Here is a 19992-nt window from a genome sequence, read left to right as displayed (position 1 = left end):
TGCTGTAGCCATCTGCTCATTGACAAATAATCCGCCCCCCTATAATATTAGAAGTCCTGCCAGCTGTTTGCTGGCGATAAGGGGACCTGGCCTTACAGGTTCATACTTATTGAAAAGGGTGGTTTATATGGATAAAGAGCAACTGGTTGAAAGCGCGCGCAAGGTTAATAAGGCGGCGTACATCCCCTACTCCAAGTTTCCGGTTGGTGCGGCACTGCTGCTGAAGGACGGAACGGTAATCAACGGAGTTAACGTAGAAAATGTATCCTTTGGCGCAACGAATTGTGCTGAACGGACCGCTTTTTTCACTGCAATTACTAACGGCTACACTAAAGGCGACTTCCAGGCTATTGCAATAGCCGGTGACACCGAGGATTTCCTGCCGCCCTGCAGTATCTGCAGACAGGTAATGGCCGAATTCTGCTCCCCGGAAATGCCTGTATATTTGACCAACAACAAACAGGATATATTGGAATTGAAGCTAAGAGAGCTGCTGCCTTATGCGTTCACCGATCTGGATATGTAAAAAGCAGCTTATAAAACAGCAAGAAGCCGCGCAACCATGCGCAGCTTCTTTTTTGTGTCCTGGCGGGCGCTCATCAGCTAGTGTCCAGGTGATAACCGCATCGACCTCATCAACTGTCCTGTACAGCTCCCGTTCCGTCAACAAGTGCTCTTGGCTTCAGCAGCTCAGTTAATTCACCCGGTTCGAGCGAATGGTGCGGGTTGAACGCCGCTGAACTCATATATGCCATCAGGCTGGTACGGAGCTGCGCTGCAGCAGGCCGATCTGCCAGATCATCCTCAATATGGATACCGCAGATCAGCAGCTTGCCTGCACCGACGGTATACTCTATCAGGTTCGTCAGCTTCCGGTTATGATAAAAGTTCGGTATAACCTGAACAATCGGCTGAAACGGAAGATCGTCACTCACCGCAAGCGACACGGAATGTTCCAGCAGGTCCTGCCACTGGAATTCCGCATATTCTCTGGTTGGGAAACCGCTCAGCGCCGGATGAGCAGCATCCACAGTTATCCCGCACGGAGCTTCAGTGGCAAAATGCACCGGGCTCCAGAATACCGGGTGAAACTTGCCGGGAGCTGTATGCTCCAGGTCATTCTCCTTAATAAGGACAAGCACACGTTCTCCTCCCGACAGCCTGCGCAGCAAATCGTCGTCCAGGCTATTGGTCACTGTTATTTCAGTATTCCCGGCCGCTTCTTCTCCAGTAGATGCATACACCCAAACCGGCCACTCATTACGGATTCCCGAGCCGCTTAATTCCAGTGAGACTGTTAATCTGGCGCTTGTAGCTACTCTTACAAAAGCATCCGTGCTCAATTCTCCCAGGGGAATCCCTGCTCCAAGCGGGATCGCTCCAGTCCCTATAGCCCCTTGGTCCAGAACCGCTCCCTCCTCACTTATCACTTTCCATTCAATAACGGAAGGTGCCAGCTCCGCCTCACCGAAATGCGCAATATTCACTTCCGCGGTAAAGGTATCCCGATTAGTATATTCACGCTTCGGCATACGCAGCAAAAGAACTGTCGGACTGCAGAATCCCCTAAAATTCCGGGGTTCAATGAGTCCCTTGGACTGCCAAAAGGCATTAAGAATACCGACCGTTGCCGTGCTCTGTCCCGGAAAATCATGCAGATCAAGCAGCTGGAAGCCGCCAAGCTCCGGCGTTCTTAGCGCTGCTTCGATTTCTTCACGGTACAGCTGCAGGGCCAGCATACCCGATCCGTGCACGAATTTACGGATGTCTGCCAGCATGCCGCGTTGTTCGAGGTCAGCAGAGATGACCTCCAGGTTAACCGGACGCAAAGCCCCGCCGTACAGGTCTATTTCCTCAACGTCCGGATATACGCTATATTGCCCCACCTCGTGTGAGACGACAGGAACCTCCCGCTGCGATACCGCCTCACGGAAGTCCAGCATAGTCGAGGCCGACAGCTTCTCCAGAAAATACTGGCCGCGGACTCCAGCCTCATCGACGGTCTGCGCGCAAAACAGATCATCCGCAGGATCGAGCGGGCGGTCCCAATTCGTAGTTAGCGTATACAGCCGGCGGTTGTCCAGCTTTTTCAAATCCGCAGCCATCCGGTGCAGCAGCTCAAAATCCCCGTTCAGCTCATTCCCGTTGCTGTAAATGCAGAATGACGGATGATTGCCATATGTCTGAATGATCCGCTGCGCTTCCAGAGGCAAGTACGTATAATGCTCCGGATGTGCGCCAACCGGCATATTCCAGCTGTCCATCCACATTGGAGCTTCAACCTGCAGGTACATGCCCAAACGGTCTGCCGCTTCAAAAGCAGCTTCCGGCGGACACCAGGAATGGAACCGGATATGGTTGAGGCCATAGTCCCTCGCTGTTCCGAACAGACTTAACCACGCCTCTTGCTCCATCGGCGGATGACCTGTAAGCGGAAAAATACAGCATTCGAGCGTCCCCCGCAGGAAAACCGGTCTGCCATTGATTTCGAGCAATCTGCCGTTCCTTGCAAAGCTTCGCAAGCCAAACGTCTGCTTTACTACCGTTTCCAGCTGCACACCTTCATGAATCGTCCGGCCGGTCAGCCTGAGCTCATACAGATTAGGATTGAATTCATCCCACAGCCGCGGCTCCTCCCCCATCCCGTATAACCAGTCAAAGGGTTCAGCTGAACCAGCAGCGAGATGCAAACGATGCCTTGCTACTGGCACTTGATGCTTTTGTTCACCGCTAAAGCTCTCTGCGGATAAGCTGATCTCAGCATCCATTGCAGTCCCGGTCAAGTTATGCCCTATACCCTTTACCCGCACTGCATGCAGCCCGGGTTCAGGATAGATCTGCACATCCGTCAGCCGGAACGGCTCAGAGGCCTGCAGCTCCATTCGGCCGATAATACCGTTCCAGATCGATTGCGTTTCCTCGGTATAAGCACTTGGATACGTGCCCAGGTTCTGAATATCCCGGTTATCTACCCGGATGGAAAAACGGTTTACAGCACCTGTTACCACATAGGCAGTCACATCAAATCCATGAGGGACAGACAGACTATCCTGCTGTCCGGCAAGCCAGCCGTTAACCCAGAGCGTGGACTGGAACATGACACGCTCCAAAGACACACCCAATTGTTTACCTGACCATTCAGCCGGAACCTCAATCTCCAATTCGTACCATGCTGCACCATAATAGGAATGGCGCTGCCGCAGAGAGCGGACAGACTCCCGGTTCATTTCACTGCTCCACTCCTGCACTTCTCCCACACCATTAAGAGTCAGTGTGCCGGGAAGGGTCACGCTACCTTGAGCCGTCAAACCATTACATTCATACCAGCGCTCCGCTTCACCTTTGTCCTCCGGATCAAGCGCATAATGCCAAAGCCCGCTTAAATCAAGAATGTTCTTCCGACTAGTATCCTCCATACCGTCACCCTCCGATTATCGCGCAATTGTATAAGCTCAACCCTTTTCTCTTTTGTTCCGCTCGTATACAATTGTAAATTAGAGAAGCTGCTGAAAGGAACGAGGATATGGCTGATAACCCGCACGATCCTGCTATGCGTGAAATAAATGCCCAATACACACATCCATCCGGGATACTTGTCTCCGGACATTACCGTAAAGGACATGGCTACACCTGCTACCGTCCGGAAGGGACCCGGGACTGGCTGATTATGTATACTATATCAGGCAAAGGGCTTATCAATAATGGAGCCGGAGATTACCTGGAATGCACGGAACGGACGATAACGATCGTCTCGCCGGGTACCCTGCAGGATTTTTTCACAGCAGAAGGATACGTATGGGAGAAGCTGTGGGCCCATTTTCTGCCCCGCTTTACCTGGGCGGACTGGCTGCCGGCAGGCCATACAGGCGGGCCTGTCTTCCAGCTGCATATTGATAATGACAGCACCAGCCGGGCAATTGAATCAGCTTTTCAGAGAGTGTTGGCCTACAGGCTGGACAGTGATGCCCTGCTGCGCGACGAGCTGACGATGAACGCACTGGAGGAGATTATTCTGAACGTGGCCAGCCAGAACCGGCAGCAGACAAAAACCGATCCGCGGATCAGTGAAGTGCTGGATATTCTGGCCGCACGTTATATGGACGAGCATATGATCGAGGACCTTGCCGCCAGCGTCAGCTTATCCCCCTCCCGGCTCTCCCATTTATTCAAGGAGCAGGTGGGGGATTCCATCATTGAGACACTGGTAAAATACCGCTTAAACCAGGCAGAGAAAATGCTCCGGTACACGCTGCGTCCGATTACCGAGATCGCGCTCGATGTCGGCTTTCATTCACCGGACTATTTTACGCGGCGGTTCACCGGCTCCTTTGGCGTGAGTCCGTCACAATACCGTAAGCAGCAGCTGGACAAGGTATACTGATCCATTAAGGAGGAAGCGCTGACTATGAAAGCTATGTATTACAGCTTCACCGAGGGTTCAATCAGTAAAGGCAACGGCTATAAGCCTGCAAATTTACATGCATGGGGGCCCGGTGTCCGTGATGTGTATGCCCTGCATTACATTGTCAGCGGCAGGGGCTATTTAGAGACGTCCCGGGCTACTTTTCCTGTGCAGGCAGGCGAAAGCTTTATTATTTTCCCGCATATGGAAGTGTATTATTATCCTGATCCCCTGGACCCGTGGGAGTATTACTGGATTGAATTCAGCGGACCGGAAGCCTCGCGGCTGTTATCCATGATTAACCTTGCGCCTGACCAGCCGGTGGTGGAGGCTTCCCCGCAGAATTTCGAGCCTTTATTTCAACTATTCAAAACCTCCGGAACAGCACCGTTTGAACGGGAGCGTGCGGATGCCGGAGTGCAGCTGCTTTTGTCCTATTATATGGAATACTATCCCAGTCCCCGGGCCTTGCTCAAACAAGACTATGCATCGTCTGCTAAGGAATACATAGAAAGCAACTATTGGAAGTCTTCCGTGACTGTTCATGATGTAGTCAATTATGTGAAAATAGAGCGCAGCTACCTGTTCCGGTTATTTAAAGAAGCAAACGGCCAATCCGTATCCGGCTATCTGACCGCCTTCAGGATTCAGCGTGCCTGTGAATTACTCGTTCATTCCGAATTATCCGTCAAGTCGCTGGCTTATTCCGTCGGCTATCAGGACCCGTTATACTTTTCCAGAGTTTTCAAGAAAGCAACATCCTTTACCCCGTCTGAGTATAGAAAAGGTTACAGTGTAACTTAGCGGAACAGCACACAGTTACCGGATTCCCGGAAGTATCTGATCAGCTGCTCAATCGGACCGCGTCCGCATTTCAGCTGCTCGCCAAGACAGTCTATACACAAGTCTTTGGCGTTTCGGGTAACAAGCTTCAGGTATATTGCCACATCATCCGTCATTAAGGGAACCCCGCAGGTCCGGCATGTCCTGTTCACACTCATACTGTCCGTCACACCAGTTTAGCGCGCACAACCAGACAATCATGAGCCGCAACGACGGGAGCATATCTTTCTTTGAATACACCGATTTCCTTGTGCTCCCAGCAGTCGTATAGCGACAATGATTTCCCTGACGCATACGGCAGTCCGACATCCCAGAATTGCAGCGATATCTCCCTTTGACCGTCACTCAGATTGAAAAAGCCGATCGCGAGGTCCCCGTCTGCCAATACTTTTACCAGCATAAACACATCATCTGTATGGAACCACTGCGGCTCCGGCTTGATCCGATAAGCACCGCGCCCTTCCACATCCTGATTAATGGCAAGCAGATCCCTGTTCAGCAGAATATCCTTAGTTACCTGGTTGGCTGTCCGGATATCACTGCCGATCATCAGCGGAGACCCCATCATGCACCATAGTGAAAAATGGGTCTTGTACTCAGCATCACTGCAGCCGCCGATCTGATTCCCGATAAAGCTGCTGTTGCTGCCCCCATACATGCCGACCACCAGCATATCCAGGTCATTATGACAATACGCTCCCGTATAACTCGCTTTATCCAGCTGTGATAAGGTCAGCTTTTTGATCGATTCCCAGCTGTCCTGAATATCCTCCGTTGACCGGTACATATGCGCTCCCGATTCGCGAATCCAGTGATACACATTATCTTCGCCCCAGTTGCATGCCGAGAACAAGATCTCCCTGCCGCAGTTTTTAAGGGCCAGACTCATCCGTTTGTACAGCAGCTCTCCGGAAATATGTCTGGGCTTGAAGCAATAATCATATTTCAGCAGATCCACGCCCCACTCTGCCAGTAAGGCTGCATCCTGAAATTCATGCTCGAAGCTGCCCGGATACCCCGCACAGGTATGAGTGCCTACACAGGAGTACATTCCAAACTTCAGCCCTTTGGAATGGATATAATCGGCAAGCGCCTTCATCCCGCTCGGGAATTTCTCGGGATCAGGGACCAAATTCCCCTCCGCATCTCTTTCCTTCAGGCTCCAGCAGTCATCAATGACAATGTACTCATAACCGGCAGCCTTGTAGCCTCCTGCAACAAAGGTATCGGCGGCCTCGCGGATCAGCTGTTCATTGATGTCCCAGGTAAAGGTGTTCCAGGAGTTCCAGCCCAATGGGGGCTTCAGGCCAAGCTGTTGTGTGCTCATTTGAATTATGCATCCTCTCTTCAACTTGAATATAGAAGCTTAGTGTATTTAATCATATTTGGCACTTGATAAGTATAGGCTGGCGTTGCTTCTACATAGACGTTTGTTGTTTTCCGTAAAATCGCCCACAATAAAAAGCAGCGGTCCTCCCGAATGGGAGAACCGCTGCTTTATTCGGGGGGATTTTTATGAGAAGATTATTGCCCCAGAAGGATCTTGGCATATGGCGAATCAATCGGCATCATGATAACCGGCTCATTCTGCAGCGTGGTTACATAACTCTCTAATGTACGGTAAAAGCTGTAGAACTCGGGAGACTTGCCATAAGCCTGGTTATAGATTCTGGCAGCTTCCCCTTCGCCTTCGGCGATAATTTTCTTGGAATCAGCTTCAGCCTGGGCCATCAGCTCCGTGGAGGTACGGTCGGCTCTGGAGGTGATCTTCTTGGATTCCTCATCACCCTCGGACAGATAGCGTGCAGCAATGGATTGACGGTCGGAAATCATCCGGTTATATACACTTTGCTTATTCTCTTCCGGCAGGTCAGTACGCTTGATCCGTACGTCAATTACTTCAATCCCGTAATTATCGCGGGTTAAAGCAGAAATGACGTCCTTGGTGATCTCATCGTTAATATTGCCCCGTCCGGTGTCCTCACTGATAATATTTTCATAATTGACCTCAGACAGCTTGCGTCGCACCGAGTTATATACCGCTTCGTCAATCCGCTGAATTCCGCCGCCTACAGACTGTACGGTTCTCAGGAACTGTGAGGCATTGGTAATTCTCCAGACCGTATAGTTATCGACCACAATCGGCTTCTGGTCCTTGGTCAGGATGCTGGTTGGCGAGCTTTCGTATGTCATCTGATATTTAGGAAGCGCTGAGACATTTTCGATAAAAGGAATCTTCAGCTTCAGTCCCGGCTCCTCCACTGTCCGCATCGCTTCACCGAAACGGAGAACCACCTTGTACTCGCCTTCCTTCACTACATACATAGAGCCGGCAAGCAGAATGACTAGAACTACAGCTGATACGAGTGCGATAATCTGGTTTTTTTTCACTGTGCATCTCCTCCTTGCGGCGCGGCTGAAGCAGACGGGCTGACCGGAGTACTGCGCATCAGCTCATTCAGCGGCAGATAATTGACAGTATCACTGTTCGAGTTGGTTATGAAGATTTTGGAGTTAGGTAAAATGGTCTCCAGCGTCTCCAGAATCAGCCGGCTTTCGGTTACGCTCTTGTTGTTGATATATTCGGCATAAATAGCGTTAAACTGAGCCACATCACCCTGCGCATTCAGAATACGTGACTTCTTCTCCCCTTCCGCCCTCTCGAGCAGCGCCTGCGCTTCACCGCGTGCTTTCGGAATGATATCGTTCTCATATTTCTTGGCATTGTTAATCTTCGTGTTCTTCTCCTCACGGGCATTGGTTACCTCGCGGAATGCTTCCTCTACCTGGCCGCTCGGCGGCTCAATATCCTGGAATTTGATATCGATGATCTGAATGCCGGTGCTGTATTTGTTCTGCAGATCAACGAGCAGCTCCCGGACCTTATCCTGGATAACGGTCTTTCCGTCAGTAATCGCATAATCCAGCTTCTCGGAACCGATGACGGCGCGAATCGACGAGCTGGCCGAGTTACGCAGGAATTGTTCTGCATCATCAATGTTATACAAGTAATCGTGTATATTACTGATCTTCCACTGGACTACAGCATCGGCCGATACGATATTCTCATCGCCTGTAATCATCATTGCTTCCTCTTCAACTGCTACGGACCCGTTGGCCTCCTGGCGGTACCCGATATGTATTCTCTGGGTCAGCTCCGCAGGCACTGTAATGACTTCCTGTATAGGATATGGCCACTTAAAATGAAGTCCCGCTGAGGACTCGTTCGTATACTTGCCAAATGTGAGAATCGCTGCCCGTTCCTGCTCCTGTACGGTATAAAAGGAGGTTGAGCCCAGGTATATCAACACTACTGCAGCGGCCCCCCATAGTCCAACCTTCTTAAAATTTCCCGGTTTCAACCCGGGCAGCTTGCGTCCCGGCACCGGATTCCCGCCATCCCCATTCATGAAATTCAAGATGCATCGCTCCTTTTTTTGCGTATTTAAGTCTCTATAGAGATACATATACGTAAATAAAACAAAAAAGTCGCAAATTTCGCGACTTTGTTCAAGCTTGCTGGATTTTACGTCATTTCTCTCTTTTCAGGACATCTTTTCGTCTGCAAGGCCGTCATGGCCAGCACTATAAGAGAACACTTCCATTTCAGCCGGGAAGAAGTGCTATTTCATTAAAGAGTCAAAAAGATTTGCAGAGCCCGGTCTGCGAGATACGGCAGATACTCATGGCCGTATTCGTGATAGACCAGCAATTCCTTCGGTGCCGTAATCTTGTTATATGCAGCAAATTGTGTCGACGGCGGACAAATCGGGTCCATCAGTCCGGTGACCCATAATACTCTACCTTTTATGCGGTCTGCCAGGTTTTGAATATCGATATAAGCGAGCCGGTTAAAAATGCCCTCTTCACGAAGATGATGCGGATCGAAGAACCGGAAATAATAGTTAAGCTCCTCATAGGCAGACGCAGTGATGTTCGCTTCCCACGCCCGCTTATAGTCGGAGAGGAACGGATAGACAGGCACTGCTATTTTGATCCGGGGCTCCAGCGAAGCACAGGCAACCGTAAGGCCGCCGCCCTGTGACAGTCCGAACGCACCGACGCGTTCCTGATCCACCTCCGGCATGGCCATCAAAATACGTGCCGCCTGGGCTGTATCCAGAAATACATTCCGGTAGTACAGGTTATCCGGATCAGGATCATCCATTCCGCGGATGATATGACCGCGGATCGTCGTGCCCTGGATCGTAAGGTTATCCTCAGACATTCCGCCCTGGCCTCGGCAATCCATGGCCAGTACACAAATGCCGTGCGCCGCATATCCTACCTTCTCCATCCAGTCGCCGCTGTCGCAGGCATAGCCGTGGAACATGACAACACCCGGCCCTTTTCCGGCGGACGGCAGCTTCGGTCTTACATATTTACAGTGTATTCTGGCTCCGCCTACACCGGTGAAATACAGATGAAAGCATTCCGCAAGTAGACTGGTAAATGCTGCTGGCACCAGCTCATAATCCAGAGACTGGGCATCCAATTCACTTAAAGCGCGCTCCCAGTACCGGTCAAAATCTTCCGGCTTCGGACTGATCCCTTCATAGGCTTGCAATTGGGACAAAGATCGTTCGTTCATAGTTGTCTCTCCTTATGCACGGCTCAGATTTTACCAAGCCCGGCATCGTCACCGACTTCTTCATGGGTTTCAATGACATAGCTGACGATTTCCTGAACAGTGGTATAGGCTACGCCCACATACGTATCTGCAGCACCATAATAAATGGCGATCCGTCCCGTTTCAGCATCGGTAAGGGCGGCGCAAGGGAACAGCACGTTATTAACAAAGCCTCTCTCCTCATACCATTCTTCAGGTGTAAGGACGAAGTTTCTGGAGCGGTATTTGACTCTGGAGGGCTCGTCCTTATCCAGAATAACTGCCCCCATGCTGTACACTAGGCCGTTACAGGTAGTAGTTACGCCATGATAGAACATCAGCCAGCCTTCACTCGTTTCAATCGGCGCCGGGCCGCCGCCGATTTTGGTGCTCTGCCACCAGCCTTGTCCGCCCTTGCTCATAACATGACGATGCTTACCCCAATAGACAAAGTCCGGGCTTTCGCTCAGGAACACGTCACCGAACGGCGTGTGGCCGCTGTCGCTCGGACGGGACAGCATTACAAAATTACCGTTTATTTTCTTGGGAAACAGCACTCCGTTGCGGTTAAACGGCAGAAACGGATTTTCCAGGCTGACAAAGGTTTTGAAGTCTTGCGTCCGGGCTACCCCGATCGCAGCTCCGTAAAAATCGGTACACCAGATGATATAATACGTATCTTCCACTTTGACCAGACGTGGATCGTAAGCATAACGCGGTGCGTACGGGCTGCCCGCTTCGTCAATGAACGGAATCGGCTCATCCGCGATCTTCCAGTCCAGGCCGTCGGCGCTATAGCCCATCCGGAGATGAGGACGGGTCGTGTTGTCCTCTACACGGAACACGCCGAGGAAGCTGCCTTCATAAGCAATCACGGCACTATTAAAAATCCGTGCAACCCCTTTGGCCGGATTCCGTTTGATAACCGGGTTATCATTATGTCTCCACACCGGATTGTCACTGCCGGCCGGTCTGTCCTGCCATGGGATATTCGGCAGATTAGTTCCAATCAGTTTTACTTGTTTCATCTTTCATTCTCCTCTCAAATCTGGTTCTGCTTAAGCATGCTTTATTTAACCGAGCCTTGGGCAAACCCGTTGTAAATATATTTTTGCAAGGCAATGAAGGCAATCAGCGTAGGGATAATGGCGATCATAATGGCCGCACAGATTACCTCCCACTGCGAGCCGTAAGGACCCTTAAATTTAAAAAGCGCGGTGGAGACAACCTGGAGGCTGCTTTTTGGCATATACAGAAAAGGGGTATAGAAGTCGTTATAGATATTGACACCCTTCACAATGATGACCGTAACAATTGCGGGACTCAGCAGCGGCAGAATGATTCTCCAGTAAATCGTCCAATATGAGGCGCCGTCGAGCATAGCCGATTCATCCAGTGACTCGGAGATCGAGTCCAGGAACTGCATGAATATATAAACAGCTATAATGTCCGTGCCCAGGTACATCAGGATCGGCGCCCAGCGCGTATTAAACAAATCAAGCGAGTTGATGATCTGAAAGGTGGCAACCTGTGTTGTTACTCCGGGAATCAGGGTTGCCAGCAGAAAAGCGCTCATCAGCAGCTTGCTGCCTTTGAATTTGAAGCGGGCCAGAATGTAGGCCATCATCGATCCGGTCAATGTTGCTCCTGCAATAGAGATCAGTACGATAATGATGGTATTCATGAAGCCCAGCAGCATGTTGCCGTCAACAAAGGCCTTGGTGTAATTGCTGAAATTAAGCCAGTTCTCCGGCAAAGTAAGCGGACCGGTATTGGCATATTCGGTATTCGTTTTGAGTGAAGCGAAAAAGACCACAATAATGGGTATAAGGGCGGCAAGAGCTCCAAAAACCAAAGTAAGATATTTAAAGAAGGAGGCTGCGCTGTATTTAAGGGTATGCATCTCTTACTTCTCCTCCTTTATCAGAACACGCTGCAGAATAGTTACGAGGATAACAATACCCAGCAGAACCACTGCCATTGCCGAAGCAAGGCCCAGCTTGCTGTATTTAAAGGCCACATCGACGGTCTGAATGACAAAGGTACTGCTGCCGTTGGAACCGCCAGTCATGACGTATGGAATTTCAAATACGCCGATTGCCCCGCTTACAGCCAGAATCAGATTGAGCTGCAGAATACGCTTGATGCTCGGCAGAATAATATGTCTGAACTGGTGCCAACGGTTGGCGCCGTCAATCTCCGAAGCTTCATAAATATCGCTGCCGATGGATGAAATAGCGCCCAGGAAAATTATAAAGTTCATCCCCATATATCTCCACACCGAAGCAAACGCAAGCGAAATGTTAATCAAATGCGGGTTCAGCAGCCACTTCTGCTGCCAGGCTCCGAGGCCTGCCAGTTCAAGCAGCGTGTTCAAAGTACCTTCCGGTTTGAAGAAGAACAGGAAGATAAAACCGATCGCCACTCCGTTAAGCAGTGTAGGAAAGAACAAAATGCCTTTGAACCAGTTCTTCAGCCTGACATTAAAGCTCAGAATAGTCGCAAAATAGAGAGCCAGCCCCATCTGCACAAACGTGGCAAAGAAGTAATACAGACTGACCTTAAATACGGCAAAATACTCCGGTCTCGTAAAAATCGTCTTATAGTTGTCGAACCCGACGTACTCCATATTTTTGCTGAAGCCGTCCCAGCTTGTGAAGCTGTACTGGAACATTTTAATTACAGGCAGATATGAGAATGTTAACAGCAGGACAACCGGAACTAGCGAGAATAAAAAGATGATCAGAATACGCTGATTTTTATAACTTAAGTTGGACACTCTCTCCACACCTCCCAGGAACAAACACAGGCTACTTACTCCAGATCCTCAACGAACGCGGCAAAAGTGAAGGGGAAAATGCGCCAGGCGCATCCTCCCGGTCTCTTGATTCTGTCTTCACTCCTGCGTTAATGAATTTCAGCTTCCATTCCAGTACTTATTGGGCAGCTGTAACCTTGGCTCTTGCCGCTTTCCATTTATCGTTCAGATCCTTCATGATGTCATCATAAGAATCTTTGCGGTTGCCGATTGCTGCTTCAATAATGACTTTCTTGAAGTCAGGCTGCCAAAGTCCGATTTCAGCTTCCTTGTCAATCGCATCCACCCAGCCTTCTTCACCCTCTTTGGCAGGGGTAAGGGTATCAAATGTAACTTCTGTCCCTTCGAATTGCTTCAGAATTTCCGGAAGCTCGGCGCCTTTAACAGGACTCATGCCGCCGCCTTCGGTTGTCGGATAGCCGGATTCATTAATGAACCAGTCCACCCATGCTCTGGCTGCTTCTTTGTTTTTACTGTGGATGCTAATCCCGAGGTTATAATCGTCAGCAAGAGGTACAAGAATCTTCTCGGCATTGGTAGGAAACGGCATGAAGCCCACATCATCAGGATTGGTTGCCAAGCCTTTAACCTGGCCGATCGCCCATGAGCCGAGTACCATTGTTCCGATTTTACCGTTAGCCAAGTCAGCTTTGGAGGATTCCCAGTCGGTAGTTGTCGGGTCTTCTTCAATCAGGCCATTTTTGGCCGCATCGTACATTACCTTGTACAAATCGTAGTGAGGTTGTCCCTGCACAAAGTTATCATCTGTAGCGACTTGAGCAATATTTACATAGTCACGGTTGCCGGCAACCGTTGCCAGAACAGCTTCCCACTGGGTCAGCGTCCAGCCTGCTGCGTAATTTGTATACAGCGGAACAGCATCCGTTTTGTCTTTGATATTCTGCAGTGCGGTCATGAACTGATCAATGGTTCTTGGTACTTCAGTGATGCCTGCATCCTTGAACACCTGTTTGTTATAGATAATTCCCGAGTAATTAACGGTAATCGGAATGCCGTAAGAAACACCGTCCACACTGCGTTCCTCCAGACCGGTATACTGCTGCTCAAGGTCAGCTTTTTGACCCAGCGGTTCGAAGAAATCCGGAAGGTCCTTGATGGCCACACTCGTAGGCAACAGGAGTACATCACCGTAATCATCCGTGCTCATACGGATCTTGATCTGGTCCTCGTAAGTGGAGAGCGCTTCAAAGTTCACTTTGACATCCGGATATTTTTCATTAAATTTGGCTGCATAATCTTTGAATATGGTATCAACAATGTCTGTTCTTTGCGTAATTACGGTGATATTGCCTTTAATGTCCTTTGCCGCATCTCCTTCTGGTACTGCCGTTGCTGCCGTACCGGCTCCATTATTTCCGGCGTTGGTTGCTGCAGCATTATCTGCATTATTGTTCGATGAACAGCCTGCGAATAAGCCTGCCATCAGTGTCAACGCTGCCAAACCGGTAATTGCTTTTGTTTTTTTCATTGTTAAAACCCCTCTCTCCATTCAAACATCATAATAACAAAATGATAACAAATTCTCAAAATACACAAACGATTGACAACCCGCAAAGGATGATTATTTCCTATTCACTCTTCCGAAGTGTGTTGTTATCGCTTACAAACACATTATAATGTCTTAAAAGTACGAAAACGATGGTTTGAATTGTTTTTTCTAGTCTTCTATTTGTTATTTTTGTTTTTATTATTATTACACTTTATGCAAATAAAATAGAAAAAGAGGGCTATCCGCCCTCTGATGATAATTTCCCCCTATTAAGTTGTAGCTTTAGCAGCCTAGACCTTTGGCATTCTGCAACCGCCTTTATAATCCTTTGGCGTCACACCGACTATTTTCTTAAACAGCTTGTTGAAATACACAGGATCACTATAGCCGACCTTTTCGGCAATCTCGTAATTTTTAAGATCCGGCTGGCTGATCAGCAGTTCTTTGGCTTTGACAATCCGTATACCGATAAGATAATCAGTAATCGTCTGACCCGTCTTATATTTAAACAGGCGGCTAAGATAGCTGGCATTCATCCCGACTGTCTCTGCCAGACGTTCAAGCTCGAAGATGTGTCCGTATTCCTTTTCAAGAATTGCTTTGGCCTGCTCGACTACGTAATGTTCTCCGCCTTCGGAAGTCTGGACTACCGGCTGCTGCAGTTCGGTTAAGTTAGTTTGTTTATTCTCCTCCACCCGCTTCAGCAGTTCATACAGCTGTGCTTTCTCTATCGGCTTGAGCAGATAATCCAGAACGCCAAAACGTATCGCCCGCCGGGCATATTCAAAATCACTAAAACCGCTCAGCACCGCGATCGGCAAATCCTTCATCCAGCCTCTGGCTTTTTCTATCAGCATAAAGCCGTCCATCCTGGGCATCTTGATATCCGTAATCAGCAGATCAATGTCCTCCGCTGTTATAGTCGAAAGCTGGTTCCATGCCTCCATGCCATTGCCGTGCGAGCCGATAACCTCCACTTCCAGATCCATTCTGGAAGTGATTTTTTCAAGCCCGCGGCGGATAACTTCCTCATCATCCGCAATCATGATCCTAATCACTTAGAAAATCGCCTCCGGTTGTAATACATGTGCAATGATGGCGCTAACATTTTAATTATAGGCCTGATGTCTTCAAGATAAAATGTGTTGTATAGCATTTTTATAGTCTTGTCTTTACCTTACATATTCGCCTCTTGTAATCCGGCAAAAAAACAGCTATAACTTAAATGTGTTTTGTTATTGCTAACATAACATTTTATTAATAAATTATCCATTTTGTTATTGTTCATTTTACAGAGTGAGAAAAGGAGACAGTGTAATGACAACATTATTCGAGGAGCGCAAAGCCCTGTTAACCGGACGTTACGAGGCACTGCTTGCCCGTAAAAATGAAAAGCTGCCTTTCGGCAACGGGATCTACGACCGTTATCAATATCCGCTGCTGACCGCAGAACATGCACCTCTAATCTGGCGTTTTGATTTTAATCCTGAGACCAATCCGTATTTCGCTGAGAGAATCGGCGTGAACGGTGTTTTCAATCCTGGTGCGATTGAACTGGACGGCAAATTCTACATAGTAGCCCGTGTAGAAGGCAATGACCGCAAGTCCTTCTTTGCTGTGGCTGAGAGCACCAGCGGGATAGACGGCTTCCGCTTTTGGGATCACCCGGTCGTCCTGCCTGAGACCGGAATTCCCGATACCAACGTCTATGATATGCGTCTGGTCAAACACGCCGACGGCTGGATTTACGGGCTGTTCTGTACTGAACGCAAAGACCCGGAAGCTGCACACGGCGACCTGTCCAGTGCTGTAGCCCAGTGCGGCATCACCCGCACCAAGGATCTCAAGACCTGGGAACGGCTGCCGGATCTTAAGACCGGCTCTGCCCAGCAGCGCAATGTTGTCCTGCACCCTGAATTCGTCGAGGGTAAATATGCCTTCTACACCCGCCCTCAGGACGGCTTCATTGACGCAGGCTCCGGTGGCGGTATCGGCTGGGGCCTGTCTGACTCCATCGAGAATGCTGTCATCACCAGCGAAACAATCATGGATCAGCGCTACTACCATACAATCAAGGAAGTAAAAAACGGACAAGGTCCGGCTCCGATCAAGACGGCACGCGGCTGGCTCCACATTGCTCATGGCGTACGCAATACGGCTGCCGGTCTGCGTTACGTGCTCTACGCCTTCCTGTCCGATCTGAAGCAGCCTAACAAGGTTACCCATGCTCCCGGCGGCCATTTCATCGCCCCGGACGGCGAAGAACGTGTCGGGGATGTATCCAATGTCGTGTTCTGTAACGGTGTTATTGCCCGCGATAACGGGGAGATTTATATCTATTACGCCTCATCGGATACCCGTATACATGTCGCTACCACCACAGTTGACCAAATGCTGGATTATGTGCTGAATACCCCAGAAGACCCGCTCCGTTCTTATGCCTGCGTTCAGCAGCGCATTGAACTGATAGACCGTAATCTGCAGCAGTAATCATTAACCTATGCGCATCAACAAAGACGGCCCCGGCAGAATTAACGTTCTGTCCGGGGCCGTCTTTGTGCTCATTGGCCTTTTTGGGGATTGAATTGCTGGGCCTTTTAAGGTTGAAAGGAAGCGGGCTGCCCTTCACGGGCTTCCTTCCATCTTGCATTCAGCTCATCAAAGGATTTCTGCAGATCAGGTGCGGCAATCAGCTCCTGTATGTAGTCCCCGGTCGCAAAAGAAAGCTTCGAGCGGTTAGCCATATCAATAAATGCATCTGTCTGTACCACTGCTTCCACCAGCTCAGGCTGATAAGCATTAAATTCTCTATACTGTTGCATAGAAGGCTCTGATGAACCGTCTACCGGAAGAAAGCTCTCTGCGGTATAAGCGGTTTCCTTGACCAGAAAGTTCACCCAAGCCATCGACAGCTCCTTATTTTTACTGAATTTGCTGACGCCGATAAACCAGTCGGGATTCAGCGGGGCATAGTGTGTCTGGCCGTTATCATAAGGAAACGGAAAAAAACCGATATCCTCTGAAGCTGCCCCGGCATCAAGAACCTGGCGGATCGTCCAGTTCCCGCTCAGATACATCCCGGCTTCCCCCTTGGCCAGCCTTGTTTTGGAAACCTCCCAGTTGTTCGAGAATAGCTCATCCTCCACATATCCCCGGGCAATCAGCGTACGGGCGATACCAAGCGAGCGCCCCCATTCGTTATCTGTCTGCCAAGGATTATTGGTATGAACCATTTCATTCAGATATTCAGCATTACCGGTCATATAATTGACCATATTGTTGCCCCATTCCCGGAGCGGCCAGATCGCACCATAATTCATGTACAGCGGAATGATGCCAGCCTGCTTGAGCTGATCGCAGATTGCATAGAAGTCATCCAATGTCTGCGGAATTTCCGCGATACCCGCCTGCTCAAACGCCTTTTTATTGTAGATGATCCCGCTTGTAGTTGTCCCGGTGGACAGACCATATCGCTTACCGTCGAACGCCGTAAAGCTTTTGAACTTCTCATCGGCTGACATCTCCTCACTCAGGGGTTCAAAAAAATAGCTCAACTCCTTCGCAGGCAGATTAACCGGAAGCAGCAGCACATCCCCGGCATCCTTGGTAGACAACCGGACCATTACATCTGTGGCATAGTTGGATAAACCTTCGAACTCCACCTCAGCCTCGGGATACTTCCTTTTAAACAGATCGGCGTAACCCTGCATCGTGCCATTCTCTATCAGGTCAATCCGGTTTGTTAGCATAAGAATGCTGCCGGACAGGCTTGCCTGCTCATTATCTGCAGCCGGTGTAGCCGGTATTGCCTGTTTACTGCCCGGTTTGTAACATCCCGCAGAGAATAGGATAAGGAGAAGCAGCACTGCATGCAGCGGCCAATGCTCTTTAGCCTTCTTCAATCCTCATCGCCCCCTTCTGTATCTGATATGCTTTCTTTGCGGTATGTGGGAAGCGGAAGTGAGAGGATTACATCCGTTCCCTCCCCTTGCTTACTAAACAGCTCAATACCATACGCTGCACCATAGTTGAGCTGCACCCGCTGATGAACATTTTTCATGCCGATTCCGCCGTTAATGCTCTTCTTGTGAGGGGTTTCCCGCTTCAAATCGTCCTTCAGCTTATCCAGGGTCTGCTGATCCATTCCACAGCCGTCATCGCGGATATGGAACAGCAGTTTTTGTGCTGTGAACTCACATCTGATGCTGATATGCATGTGCTCCTTACTGTCATCCAGTCCGTGATAGGCGGCATTCTCTATGATCGGCTGGAACACCAGCTTGATAATGTTGTACTCATTTAATTCTTCCGGAACATCAATCTGCAGCACAAATCTTCCGGGATAACGGCAGTTTAACAGCTCAACATAGTTGCGGACATACAAAAGCTCCTGCTTCATTGTTGTTTGCCCGGTTAATTCGCCCGTGCTGTAACGCAGAAGCTTACCCAGAATCGAAATCATATCTGCAGCTTCCACATCATCGTTAAGCTCTGCGGTCATTCGTATGGATTCCAGTGTATTATATATGAAATGCGGGTTAATCTGGCTCTGCAGGGCATGAAGCTCCGCTTCTTTCTTTTGCTCCTCAATCCGGTAAATATCCTGAATCAGCTCCCTGATGCGGGCAAGCATCCGGTTAAACTGATGACCCAGCAGCCCGATCTCATCCCGCCGCTTCACAAGAAAGTTTACATCAAGATCTCCATTCTGAACTCTTTTCATCAGCTGGATCATTTGCTTCAGCGGCTTGGTCAGTGCGAAGGACAGTATAATAGAAATGAATAACGCCACGACAATAATAATCAAGGTGGCCAGTAAGGTTGCGTTGCGGGTCAGCTTGACATCACGGGTCAGCTCATCGACAGGAATGGAGATAATCACCTTCCAATTGGTCTTGGCCGAACTGGAATAGATATTAAGCCGCTGCTTGCCTGACACTGTATCATAAAAGCTCCCGGCTGCTCCCTGAGCATTCCGGAACAGCATGGTTTGCGAAATATCCATCGTCAGCAGTTTCTGGTCACTGTCATAAACCACCTTGCCGTCCTGATCCACGATCAGGGATTTACCCCTGGTTACCTTGTCCAGTTCAGCCACCTGGGTTTCCATATTGCTTATATTAGCCTCTACCGCAATCAGCCCGATAGGATTCCAGAGACCGTCAACAATTTTTCGGACTACAGTATAGGCATATCGTGTACTCTGAAGGTTAGTAGTATAGGCCTGAGTACCAAAAAGCAAGGCTTCACCACTGGAATCCCTCGCCTGCCGGCTCCAGAATTTGTAGCTCTGATCCAGATCCAGCCGGACACCGCCGTCTTTAGCAGAATAATAGCCGTTTCCATACGCATCAAAAATATAGACAGAGTTCGTGCCCCGTTTAATATTGTTGATAAAAGAGATATTGCCTTCAATTCCCCGCTGGATGGACAACAGCAGGTCAAAGTCTCCCGGTGCAACGGTTCTGCTGCCCGTGTCGCCTACACTCCCGCTCTTTTGTTCATGATAGCGGTTGGAGGCAATCAGATTTTGTTTGATCTCATTCACATAAGCCGGCATGGAAGAAATCCGTTTCATATCTTCTATGTAGTCATCGATCCCGTCCATCATTTGATCAATCAGCTTCTCTGAATAAGCAACCGTATTAGCTTCAATTGACTCTGAATAGCTCTTATAACTGATAATGCCGATAATGGAAAGCGGCAGTGTAACGATAACCAGGAAGACCAGCAGCAGTTTGCGTTCCATGCTCATGTCTCCAATAGAGGGCCACCCGTTGAATTTGCCTTGTTCCTTCATTAGTCTTCCC

The 19992-nt window shown here is 49.4% G+C and carries 17 protein-coding genes; 4 read left to right on the top strand and 13 right to left on the bottom strand.

Annotated elements, in window-relative coordinates:
• Positions 1 to 127: 127 nt before the first annotated feature.
• A complete protein-coding gene (locus tag NST84_RS11325; protein ID WP_342565667.1) occupies positions 128 to 526 on the top strand; it encodes a cytidine deaminase in 399 nt (132 codons plus the stop codon).
• 109 nt (positions 527 to 635) lie between these two features.
• On the opposite strand, the gene NST84_RS11320 is transcribed toward NST84_RS11325, so the two are convergent.
• Positions 636 to 3416: a sugar-binding domain-containing protein gene (locus tag NST84_RS11320; protein ID WP_342565666.1), complete on the bottom strand. Its 2781-nt coding sequence runs from the start codon at positions 3414 to 3416 to the stop codon at positions 636 to 638.
• 107 nt (positions 3417 to 3523) lie between these two features.
• Between NST84_RS11320 and NST84_RS11315 the strand changes: the two genes are divergently transcribed.
• Positions 3524 to 4381: a helix-turn-helix domain-containing protein gene (locus NST84_RS11315; RefSeq protein WP_342565665.1), complete on the top strand. Its 858-nt coding sequence runs from the start codon at positions 3524 to 3526 to the stop codon at positions 4379 to 4381.
• A gap of 24 nt (positions 4382 to 4405) precedes the next feature.
• Entirely contained in the window at positions 4406 to 5206 is an 801-nt protein-coding gene (locus tag NST84_RS11310; protein ID WP_342565664.1) for an AraC family transcriptional regulator, read from the top strand.
• On the opposite strand, the gene NST84_RS11305 is transcribed toward NST84_RS11310, so the two are convergent.
• From NST84_RS11305 to NST84_RS11260, 10 genes are all read right to left on the bottom strand, one after another.
• Complete coding sequence (locus tag NST84_RS11305; protein ID WP_342565663.1) at positions 5203 to 5361, bottom strand: hypothetical protein; 159 nt, start codon at positions 5359 to 5361, stop codon at positions 5203 to 5205. The two genes, NST84_RS11310 and NST84_RS11305, sit on opposite strands and share 4 nt — an antisense overlap.
• 50 nt (positions 5362 to 5411) lie before the next feature.
• Complete coding sequence (locus tag NST84_RS11300; RefSeq protein WP_342565662.1) at positions 5412 to 6572, bottom strand: glycoside hydrolase family 27 protein; 1161 nt, start codon at positions 6570 to 6572, stop codon at positions 5412 to 5414.
• A gap of 197 nt (positions 6573 to 6769) precedes the next feature.
• A complete protein-coding gene (locus tag NST84_RS11295; protein ID WP_342565661.1) occupies positions 6770 to 7636 on the bottom strand; it encodes a protease modulator HflC in 867 nt (288 codons plus the stop codon).
• Entirely contained in the window at positions 7633 to 8655 is a 1023-nt protein-coding gene (gene hflK / locus NST84_RS11290; RefSeq protein ID WP_342566405.1) for an FtsH protease activity modulator HflK, read from the bottom strand. Before hflK ends, NST84_RS11295 begins: the two co-directional genes overlap by 4 nt.
• Positions 8656 to 8876: 221 nt before the next feature.
• Positions 8877 to 9836 (bottom strand): alpha/beta fold hydrolase, encoded by a 960-nt coding sequence (locus tag NST84_RS11285; protein ID WP_342565660.1) that lies wholly within the window; start codon positions 9834 to 9836, stop codon positions 8877 to 8879.
• Positions 9837 to 9859: 23 nt separating this feature from the next.
• A complete protein-coding gene (locus tag NST84_RS11280) occupies positions 9860 to 10882 on the bottom strand; it encodes a glycoside hydrolase family 130 protein (RefSeq protein WP_342565659.1) in 1023 nt (340 codons plus the stop codon).
• A gap of 41 nt (positions 10883 to 10923) precedes the next feature.
• Positions 10924 to 11757, bottom strand: coding sequence for a carbohydrate ABC transporter permease (locus NST84_RS11275; RefSeq protein WP_342565658.1), 834 nt, complete (start codon positions 11755 to 11757; stop codon positions 10924 to 10926).
• Between the two features lie 3 nt (positions 11758 to 11760).
• Positions 11761 to 12642 carry a sugar ABC transporter permease gene (locus tag NST84_RS11270; protein WP_342565657.1) on the bottom strand — a complete coding sequence of 294 codons (882 nt, stop codon included), beginning with the start codon at positions 12640 to 12642 and terminating at the stop codon, positions 11761 to 11763.
• A 148-nt stretch (positions 12643 to 12790) separates the two neighbouring features.
• Positions 12791 to 14161: an extracellular solute-binding protein gene (locus NST84_RS11265; RefSeq protein WP_342565656.1), complete on the bottom strand. Its 1371-nt coding sequence runs from the start codon at positions 14159 to 14161 to the stop codon at positions 12791 to 12793.
• 311 nt (positions 14162 to 14472) lie between these two features.
• Positions 14473 to 15240 carry a response regulator gene (locus NST84_RS11260; protein WP_342565655.1) on the bottom strand — a complete coding sequence of 256 codons (768 nt, stop codon included), beginning with the start codon at positions 15238 to 15240 and terminating at the stop codon, positions 14473 to 14475.
• A gap of 259 nt (positions 15241 to 15499) precedes the next feature.
• Here NST84_RS11260 and NST84_RS11255 point away from each other — a divergent pair, with 259 nt between their 5' ends.
• Positions 15500 to 16672: a glycosidase gene (locus NST84_RS11255; RefSeq protein WP_342565654.1), complete on the top strand. Its 1173-nt coding sequence runs from the start codon at positions 15500 to 15502 to the stop codon at positions 16670 to 16672.
• A 107-nt stretch (positions 16673 to 16779) separates the two neighbouring features.
• Here the strand turns inward: NST84_RS11255 and NST84_RS11250 are convergent, their stop codons facing one another.
• A complete protein-coding gene (locus NST84_RS11250) occupies positions 16780 to 18084 on the bottom strand; it encodes an ABC transporter substrate-binding protein (protein ID WP_342565653.1) in 1305 nt (434 codons plus the stop codon).
• Positions 18081 to 19931, bottom strand: coding sequence for a sensor histidine kinase (locus tag NST84_RS11245; protein WP_342565652.1), 1851 nt, complete (start codon positions 19929 to 19931; stop codon positions 18081 to 18083). Before NST84_RS11245 ends, NST84_RS11250 begins: the two co-directional genes overlap by 4 nt.
• Positions 19932 to 19992 lie beyond the last annotated feature (61 nt).

Source organism: Paenibacillus sp. FSL R7-0345, from assembly GCF_038595055.1.
Lineage (GTDB): Bacteria > Bacillota > Bacilli > Paenibacillales > Paenibacillaceae > Paenibacillus_AQ.
This window is presented reverse-complemented; position numbering and strand designations above follow the sequence as displayed.